This is a genomic window from Achromobacter sp. (genome assembly GCF_050285585.1).
GTDB lineage: Bacteria > Pseudomonadota > Gammaproteobacteria > Burkholderiales > Burkholderiaceae_B > Achromobacter.
The window spans coordinates 39,235-47,173 of record NZ_JBLZXF010000033.1 but is presented as its reverse complement, the minus strand read 5'-3'; the positions used below and the strand labels follow the sequence as shown (position 1 = coordinate 47,173).

9 protein-coding genes and 1 pseudogene are annotated in these 7,939 nt (G+C 65.4%); 9 read left to right on the top strand and 1 reads right to left on the bottom strand.

The window, feature by feature from the left end; all coding sequences use genetic code 11:
- On the bottom strand, nucleotides 1-332 hold a 332-nt coding region (bamD, locus tag ACN6PJ_RS26430; RefSeq protein WP_427998748.1), incomplete at its 3' end, for an outer membrane protein assembly factor BamD.
- 107 nt (nucleotides 333-439) lie between these two features.
- Here bamD and ACN6PJ_RS26425 point away from each other — a divergent pair.
- The 9 genes and pseudogenes from ACN6PJ_RS26425 to ACN6PJ_RS26385 all read left to right on the top strand — a co-directional run bounded on the left by ACN6PJ_RS26425 (nucleotide 440) and on the right by ACN6PJ_RS26385 (nucleotide 7,923).
- The gene (locus ACN6PJ_RS26425; protein WP_427998745.1) at nucleotides 440-1,438 is read left to right on the top strand and encodes an RluA family pseudouridine synthase; all 999 of its coding nucleotides are present in this window, start codon (nucleotides 440-442) and stop codon (nucleotides 1,436-1,438) included.
- Nucleotides 1,426-2,190: a peptidoglycan editing factor PgeF gene (gene pgeF / locus ACN6PJ_RS26420; protein ID WP_427998744.1), complete on the top strand. Its 765-nt coding sequence runs from the start codon at nucleotides 1,426-1,428 to the stop codon at nucleotides 2,188-2,190. The genes ACN6PJ_RS26425 and pgeF overlap by 13 nt, the downstream gene beginning before the upstream one ends.
- 124 nt (nucleotides 2,191-2,314) lie before the next feature.
- Nucleotides 2,315-3,949 (top strand): PHA/PHB synthase family protein, encoded by a 1,635-nt coding sequence (locus ACN6PJ_RS26415; protein ID WP_427998743.1) that lies wholly within the window; start codon nucleotides 2,315-2,317, stop codon nucleotides 3,947-3,949.
- A 71-nt stretch (nucleotides 3,950-4,020) separates the two neighbouring features.
- Complete coding sequence (gene phbB, locus ACN6PJ_RS26410) at nucleotides 4,021-4,758, top strand: acetoacetyl-CoA reductase (RefSeq protein WP_102774514.1); 738 nt, start codon at nucleotides 4,021-4,023, stop codon at nucleotides 4,756-4,758.
- A 118-nt stretch (nucleotides 4,759-4,876) separates the two neighbouring features.
- Nucleotides 4,877-5,443 (top strand): polyhydroxyalkanoate synthesis repressor PhaR, encoded by a 567-nt coding sequence (phaR, locus tag ACN6PJ_RS26405; protein WP_043542940.1) that lies wholly within the window; start codon nucleotides 4,877-4,879, stop codon nucleotides 5,441-5,443.
- 304 nt (nucleotides 5,444-5,747) lie between these two features.
- Nucleotides 5,748-5,976, top strand: a pseudogene (locus ACN6PJ_RS26400) (linear amide C-N hydrolase); the annotation flags it as partial.
- A 185-nt stretch (nucleotides 5,977-6,161) separates the two neighbouring features.
- Nucleotides 6,162-6,698 carry an iron transporter gene (locus tag ACN6PJ_RS26395; protein ID WP_427998742.1) on the top strand — a complete coding sequence of 179 codons (537 nt, stop codon included), beginning with the start codon at nucleotides 6,162-6,164 and terminating at the stop codon, nucleotides 6,696-6,698.
- The gene (locus tag ACN6PJ_RS26390) at nucleotides 6,698-7,057 is read left to right on the top strand and encodes a cupredoxin domain-containing protein (protein WP_427998747.1); all 360 of its coding nucleotides are present in this window, start codon (nucleotides 6,698-6,700) and stop codon (nucleotides 7,055-7,057) included. Before ACN6PJ_RS26395 ends, ACN6PJ_RS26390 begins: the two co-directional genes overlap by 1 nt.
- A 14-nt stretch (nucleotides 7,058-7,071) precedes the next feature.
- On the top strand, nucleotides 7,072-7,923 hold the full coding sequence (locus tag ACN6PJ_RS26385; protein ID WP_427998741.1) for an FTR1 family iron permease: 852 nt from the start codon (nucleotides 7,072-7,074) through the stop codon (nucleotides 7,921-7,923).
- Nucleotides 7,924-7,939: the final 16 nt, after the last annotated feature.

Here is a 7,939-nt window from a genome sequence, read left to right as displayed (position 1 = left end):
TTCAGGTACAGCGCGTAGTCGGTGCCGGGATGGTTGGGGTAGAGCTGCTGGAAGCGGTCGATGGCGGCCAGGGCCTGTTCGTTTTCGCCGTCCTTCCAGTTGACATAGGCCAATTCGAGCAGGGCCTGCTGCGCATACACGCCGAAAGGATAGCGGCTTTCGATCGCCGTCAGGCGTTCGCGCGCTTCTTTCCAGCCGCCCGAGGACATTTCCGCCTTGGCATCGGCGTAGAGCTGTTCGGCGCTCCAGTTCGTGGTCTTGTCGTACTTGGTGTTGGACGAGCCGCAACCGGCGATCGCGACGACGGCAACCAGCGCGATGACCACGCGCAAGATCGGCCCGCTGCGGGAGGCGGGGTTCGAGGGAGCTGCGGGGTGGTGAATCACGAGAATCGTATCCTTGGTGTTAGCATGGCAGGCTGATTATATGATTTGTCTCCATGTCTGATACAGCCGCCGGCGCAGATCTCGTTTCCGACGATGAATTCCTGGGTCTTCCCGATGAAAATCCCAGAGGGGAGCCGCAACTTGTAACCGTGCCTGACAGCACGCGTGCCGACCGGCTGGACAAGGTGCTGGCGGGGTTGCTGCCCGACCATTCCCGCAGCCGGCTGCAAGGCTGGATCGAGGCCGGCAATGTCCATGTGAACGGCGCGCCCGGCAAGGTCCGCCAGACCGTCGGCCCGGGCGATGAAATCGCCGTCTGGCCGCAGCCCGCGCCCGAAACACTGGCGTTCGCGCCCGAACCCGTAGCGTTCGGGGTGGTGGACGAAAGCCCCGACTGGATCGTGGTGAACAAACCGGCGGGGCTGGTCACGCATCCCGGAGCGGGCAACTGGAGCGGCACGTTACTCAACGGCCTGCTGCACCGCTATCCCGAATTGGCCCAGGTGGCGCGCGCCGGCATCGTGCACCGGCTGGACAAGGACACGTCCGGCCTGATGGTCGTGGCGCGCAACGAGACCGCCCAGACCCATCTGGTGCGGCAATTGCAGGCGCGCAGCATGGGCCGCGAATACGTGGCGCTGGCGCATGGCTGGCTGGCGGCGGCCGGCAGGGTCGACCGCCCGATCGGCCGAGATTCCCGCGTGCCGGTGCGCATGAGCGTGGAGCGCCCGGTGGCGCCCAAGCCCGCCGTCACCCATTATGCGCCCGCCCGCCGCGGGCAGGTGGAACCGGGAGGCCGCGTCACGGAAGTGGTGTGCCGCCTGGAAACGGGCCGTACCCACCAGATCCGCGTGCACCTGGCCAGCCTGGGGCATCCGCTGCTGGCCGACACGCTTTACGGCGGCAAGAACATCGCGGGCGCGCGGCGGCAGATGCTGCATGCGCGGGCCCTGCATTTCGACGATCCGGGCGGCCGAGGCGAGGTCGAATTCACCGCGGCCCCGCCCGCCGACATGACCCAGGTACAGGAAAGCATCGCATGGAACGCGTAGCGGCAGGCCTGCCGGTGGTGACCGGCCCGCAATGGACCGGCGTGAATTACTTCTGCACGACCCGCGCGGGCGGCGTGGGCATCGCGCCGCACGACACCCTGAACCTGGGCCGCCGCGCGGGGGACGATCCGGACACCGTCGCCGAAAACCGGCGCCGCGTGCGCGCCGCCGTGCCCGCCGAGCCCTTGTGGCTGCGCCAGGTGCATGGCAGCGAGGTCGTGGACGCCGATCAAGCCGGCCTGCCGGACGAGCCGGCGGCCGACGCCAGCGTCACCTCGCATCCCGGCCGCGTCCTGGCCGTCATGGTGGCCGACTGCCTGCCGGTGGTGATTGCCGACGCTGCGGGCACGGTGCTGGGCGCGGCGCATGCCGGCTGGCGCGGCCTGTCCGGCGGCGTGCTCGAGCATACGCTGGCGGCCATGCGGGCCAAGGCCCCGCAGGCCGCGGGCTGGCGCGCGTGGGTGGGGCCGGGCATCGGGCCCGAGGCGTTCGAGGTGGGGCAGGACGTGCTGGACGCCTTCGAAGCGCACGACGCCGCCGCCCGCCGGTATTTCGTGGAACGGCCCGGGAAACCGGGGAAATGGCTGGCCGATCTCGCCGGATTGGCCGATTTCCGTCTGCGCCGAGCCGGTGTACAAGAGGTGTCCTTGAGCAGGATGTGCACCGTGACGGAGGCGGACCGGTTCTTTTCGTACCGGCGCGACGGAGAAACCGGACGCATGGCCTTGCTTGCCTGGCTCGGGACTGTTTGATCCAGCGCAAGCGCGGTGTTTGCGCGCGCGGCTGGCCCGGGCAGGTCTCCTTGAATACCCGCATTGACAGGCCTGGACACGGAATGCAACATCAATCGCGTAGTTTCGATAACAAGGTGTCGAAGTGAATGCCAATCTCTCCGCAGGGCCCATTCCGGTGAGCGTGGCACCGGAAGTCCTGGCCGACATACAGGCCGAGTTCTCTCGCGAATGGCAACGCCTTTGCGATGACGCCCGCCGCGGCGCGCTCGTGCCGCCGCCGGACCGCCGTTTTGCCGGCGCAGCCTGGGCCGCCAATCATTCGCACCTGCTGCTGGCGCATGCCTATCTGCTGTCCGCCCGCGCGATGTCGCGCATGGTGGACGCCGCGCAAGTCAGCGAACCGATGCGCGACCGCCTGCGCTTTTCGATCATGCAATGGGTCGACGCGCTGTCTCCGTCCAATTTCCTCGCGCTGAATCCGGATGCCCAGCAGTCCATCGTGGAAAGCGCGGGCCGCGCGCTGAACGAGGGCCTTGCGAACCTGCTTGGCGATGTCAAGAAAGGGCGCATCACGCAAACGGACGAAACCCAGTTCGAGATCGGCCGCAACGTGGCGATCACGCCCGGCGAAGTCGTGTACGAGAACGCGCTGTTCCAGCTGATCCAGTACGCGCCGTCCACCGCGACCGTGCACGAGCGTCCCATCGTCATCGTGCCGCCGAACATCAACAAGTTCTACATCCTGGACCTGCAGCCCGAGAACTCGTTCGTGCGGCATGCGGTGGAGCAGGGTTTCACGGTGTTCCTGATCTCGTGGCGCAACCCCGTCGCCGGCGATACCGATGGCGTGGACCGCGCCACCTGGTCCGATTATCTCGACAACGCGGTGTTGCAGGCCTTGCGTGTGGCCAGCGACATCACCCGGCAGCCGCAGGTCAACGCGCTGGGATTCTGCGTGGGCGGCACGATGCTGGCGTCCGCGCTGGCGCTGGCCGAGGCGCGGGGCGAACGTCCCGTGGCCTCGCTGACCCTGCTGACTTCGCTGCTGGATTTCCACGACACCGGCGTGCTGAACGTCTTCGTGGACGAGGCGCATGCGCTGCTGCGCGACCACCAGCTGGGCAAGGGCGGGCTGATGCCGGGCCGCGAGCTTGCCACCACGTTCTCGTTCCTGCGGCCCAACGAGCTGGTCTGGAACTACGTTGTCGGCAATTACCTCAAGGGCCAGAAGCCGCCCGCATTCGACCTGCTGTTCTGGAACGGCGACAGCACCAATCTGCCCGGTCCTTTCTTTTCCTGGTACTTCCGCAATACCTATCTGGAAAACAATCTGAAAGTTCCCGGCCGGGCGCAAGCCGCGGGCATGCCGCTGGACCTGACGCGCCTGGAGATGCCGGCCTACCTCTTCGGCTCGCGCGAGGATCACATCGTGCCCTGGGTGTCGGCCTATGCTTCCACGCAGGTGCTGCGCGGTCCGCAGCGCTTCGTGCTCGGGGCGTCGGGGCATATCGCGGGCGTGGTGAATCCCCCGGCGAAGAAGCGCCGCAGCTATTGGGTGGCGGACGAACTGGAGCAGTCGGGCCATCATCTGCCCGGCGATCCGAACGCCTGGTTCGCCCAGGCGGCCGAGAAACCCGGCAGCTGGTGGCCGGACTGGGCCGCCTGGCTGGCCGGCCATTCCGGCAAGCAGGTCAAGGCGCGTACGAAGTTGGGCAATGCCAGACACAGGCCGATAGAGCCGGCGCCTGGCAGATATGTGAAAGTCCGGGCGGCCTGAAACCGCGGTTGCGGTGGCCCAGGACAGTAAGTTAACCAAAGAGGCGTCCGTCGCACACAGGAGGAAATCCAATGAGCGGAAAACTGGCTTACGTTACAGGCGGGATGGGCGGTATCGGCACCTCAATTTGCCAGCGCCTGGCCAAAGATGGCTTTCGCGTGGTGGCAGGCTGCGGCCCCAGCCGCAATTACCAGCAATGGCTGGATGAACAGGCAGCGCAGGGCTATACGTTCTACGCGTCCGTGGGCAACGTGTCCGATTGGGACTCCACGGTAGAGGCATTCGAGCGGGTCAAGAGAGACCTGGGCCCGGTCGACGTGCTGGTCAACAACGCGGGCATCACCCGCGACGGCCTGTTCCGAAAAATGAGCGCCGACGATTGGCGGGCGGTCATCGACACCAATCTGAACAGCCTCTTCAACGTGACCAAGCAGGTGATCGACGACATGGTCGAGCGGCAGTGGGGCCGCATCGTCAATATCAGCTCGGTGAACGGGCAGAAGGGGCAGTTCGGCCAGACGAACTATTCCACGGCGAAGGCCGGCATCCATGGCTTCACGATGGCGCTGGCGCAGGAAGTGGCGAGCAAGGGCGTTACCGTCAACACGGTGTCGCCCGGCTACATCGGCACGGACATGGTCCGGGCCATCCGCCCCGACGTGCTGGAAAAGATCGTCGCCACCATTCCGGTGCGCCGCCTTGGCACGCCGGAGGAAATTGCGTCCATCACGTCGTGGCTGGCCTCGGATGAGTCTGGCTTTTCTACGGGCGCGGACTTCTCGCTCAACGGCGGCCTGCACATGGGCTGACGCATCGCGGGCCGCCCCGTGGGCGGCCCATTGGCGCCGGAGGGCCTCGGGGAGAGGGCCCTCCGGATTACACTAACCCTATCCGAAGCCTTAGAGATCGCCCGATCCGGGGACAACCATGACGCAAGCACAAACCGGCGCCAGCCTGCGCCTGATTAAAAAGTACCCCAACCGTCGCCTGTACGACACCCGGACCAGCACCTACATCACTCTCGCAGATGTCAAGCAACTGGTCCTGGCGAACGAGGAATTCCAGGTCGTCGACGCCAAGAGCGGCGAGGACCTGACCCGCAGCATCCTGCTGCAGATCATTCTGGAAGAGGAAAGCGGCGGCATGCCCATGTTCTCCTCGAACATGCTGTCGCAGATCATCCGTTTCTACGGCCATGCCATGCAGGGCATCATGGGCTCGTACCTGGAAAAGAACATCCAGGCCTTCATGGAAATCCAGCAGCGCATGGCCGAGCAGTCCAAGGGCCTGTACGGAAGCCAGTTCGGCCCCGAGGCCTGGGCGCAGTTCATGAACGTGCAGACGCCTATGCTGCAGAACATGATGAACAACTACATCGACCAGAGCAAGAACCTGTTCGTGCAGATGCAGGACCAGATGCAAGACCAGACTCGCGCGATGTTCTCCACCTTCCCGTTCACGCCCGGCGGCACGCCGGGCTCCGGGCGCAAGTAAGCGCGTTGCCGGGGCCGTGCCAGGCGCGGCCCCGATTCCGAACAGCACCCCAAAAGCCGGGCGGCGGTCCGGTTTTTGGGGTGTTTTTCATCATTCCAGGCGCGTGGCGTGAAACGGGACGGGTCTTTCCCTCTTTTGGCCCGCACGCGCGCGGTATTTCCCGGCGCCAACAGTCAGGTGGTGACGGCGCGGCCGATGGACGGGAAGAACGACCGAGGAGGCCGTGGCCGCCTTGGAGAAGGAGCCCTACCGCATCGTCGGCGACCACGTGCGGGGCGAGACCGGCCGACCACGCTGCATGTCCAAGGACCCGGATCCCGACAAGGCGCTGGCCAGCGTCTTCAGCGTGACCCGCAACGTTTCGGTGCCCGGTGGCATCGGCACGCCGGGGCAGCCGAACTTTTCCTCCACCCGCTGGCACCGTCGTCGATCACTCGCGCGGGCTGTATTGCCTCGAGTCGGCCCTTACGTCCAACACGTTCTGGGTGGACCTGAAGGCCGTGGACTTCAGCCCCGAGAGCGGCAGGCTGCTCTAGCTAGACCTGGGCCCGGACCGGCGCCCGGAGGGCTTTTCGCCGCTTGACCAAACGCAATGATCCGAGAGATTTCGGGGCTCCAGGTTCAGGGATCTGTCAGTTGTTTTGGTTACATTAATGAAAACGGTTCTTGTTTGTATTTTAAGAGCCGTCGTTCCATTCGTGTCTCAAGGATTATGCACATGATCAAGAAAGCCTTGGCCCTGGCCATTGTCGCTCTGAGCGTTTCCGCTGCCCACGCGGCCGAATACCCCATCGGCAAGCCGGTGGAAAAGGGCGGCATGGAAATCGGCGCGGTGTACCTGCAGCCGATCGAGATGGACCCGCCCGGGATGATGCGTCCCGCCAAGGATTCGGATGTGCACCTGGAGGCCGACATCCACGCGACGGCCGGCAACAAGACGGGCTTCCCCGAAGGCGAATGGGTGCCCTACCTGGTCGTCAAGTACGAAATCCAGAAGGTCGGCAGCCAGAACGTGCAAAAGGGCACCTTCATGCCCATGGTCGCCAATGACGGCCCGCACTACGGCGAGAACGTCAAGCTGGAAGGTCCGGGCAAGTACAAACTGAAGTACTCGATCCTGCCGCCGACCGCCGACAAGATGAGCCATTTCGGCCGTCACGTCGACAAGGAAACCGGGGTGGGCCCGTGGTTCGAGCCGTTCGACCTGGAATATGAATTCGTCTTTGCCGGCACCGGCAAGAAGGGCGGTTACTGATCGTGAGCCGCCGCCTGCTTCGCCTTGCCGCCGCATTGCTGATCGGCCTGGCCGGCCTGGCCGGCACGGCGCCCGCGCAGGCGGCCGAGCTGCCCACCTTTACCCTGAAATTCAAGCCCGACGGCACGTTCGAGCCCGCCACGCTGGAAGTGCCGGCGGGCCGTTTCAAGATCGAGCTCATCAACGAGAGCAACGAGCCGGTGGAATTCGAGAGCATTCCGCTGCGCAAGGAAAAAGTCCTGGGACCGGGGGTGAAGTCCTTCGTCGTGATCACCATTTCCCGACCGGGCGAATATCCCTTCTTTGACGACTTTCACCAGAGCGTGAAAGGCACCTTGGTCGTCAAGCCCAAGGAATAACGCGGTACCGATACATGGAACAGGTCCTTTTCATAGTCTGGCGTGAAAGCGTCGAAGCCATGTTGGTGGTGGGCATCCTGTATACCTGGCTGCGCTCCACGCCCGAGGGCAAGCGCGGGCTGAACTACCTGTGGGGCGGCGTCGCCGCGGGCCTGGCGCTGGCGGTGGCGCTGGCGCTGGTGCTGCTGGGCGTATCGTCCTGGCTCAGCGACGAAGGCCAGGAGTGGTTCCAGGCCGTCATGTCGCTGGCGGCATGCGCGCTCGTCGTGCAGATGGTCGTGTGGATGAAGAAGCATGGCCGCACGCTGAAGGGCGAGCTCGAAAGCGGCGCGCGCACGTCGGTCGCCAATGACAACTGGTGGGGCCTGTTCGTGCTCGTGGCCATCGCCGTGGCCCGCGAAGGCAGCGAAACCGTGGTGTTCCTGTACGGCACCGTGTCCGCGGGCGCCGACGGCGGCGGCATGCTGATGCTGGCGTTGGCCGGGGTCGCGGGCTTCGCCGTGGCGCTGCTGACCTTCTGGCTGCTCCAGCTGGGCGGCAAGCTGATCACCTGGCGCCGCTTTTTCCGCGTGACCGAAATCCTGCTCCTGCTGCTCGCCGGCTCGCTGCTGGTGGGCGGCCTGGACCACCTGATTTCGCTGGACGTCCTGCCCACCATCATCGACCCGGTCTGGGACAGCTCGTGGCTGTTGAGCGACAGCACCGGCTTTGGCAAGGTGCTGGCCGACTTCGCCGGCTACCGCGCCTTGCCCGCCCTGATCTCGGTGCTGCTGTGGGTGGCTTATTGGGTGATCGTCTGGGCGCTGCTGCGCTGGGTGGGCGCCAAGTCCGCCCCGGCGGCGACCGCGGCCCGCAGCGTTTCCTGACCGGGACTTTCACTCG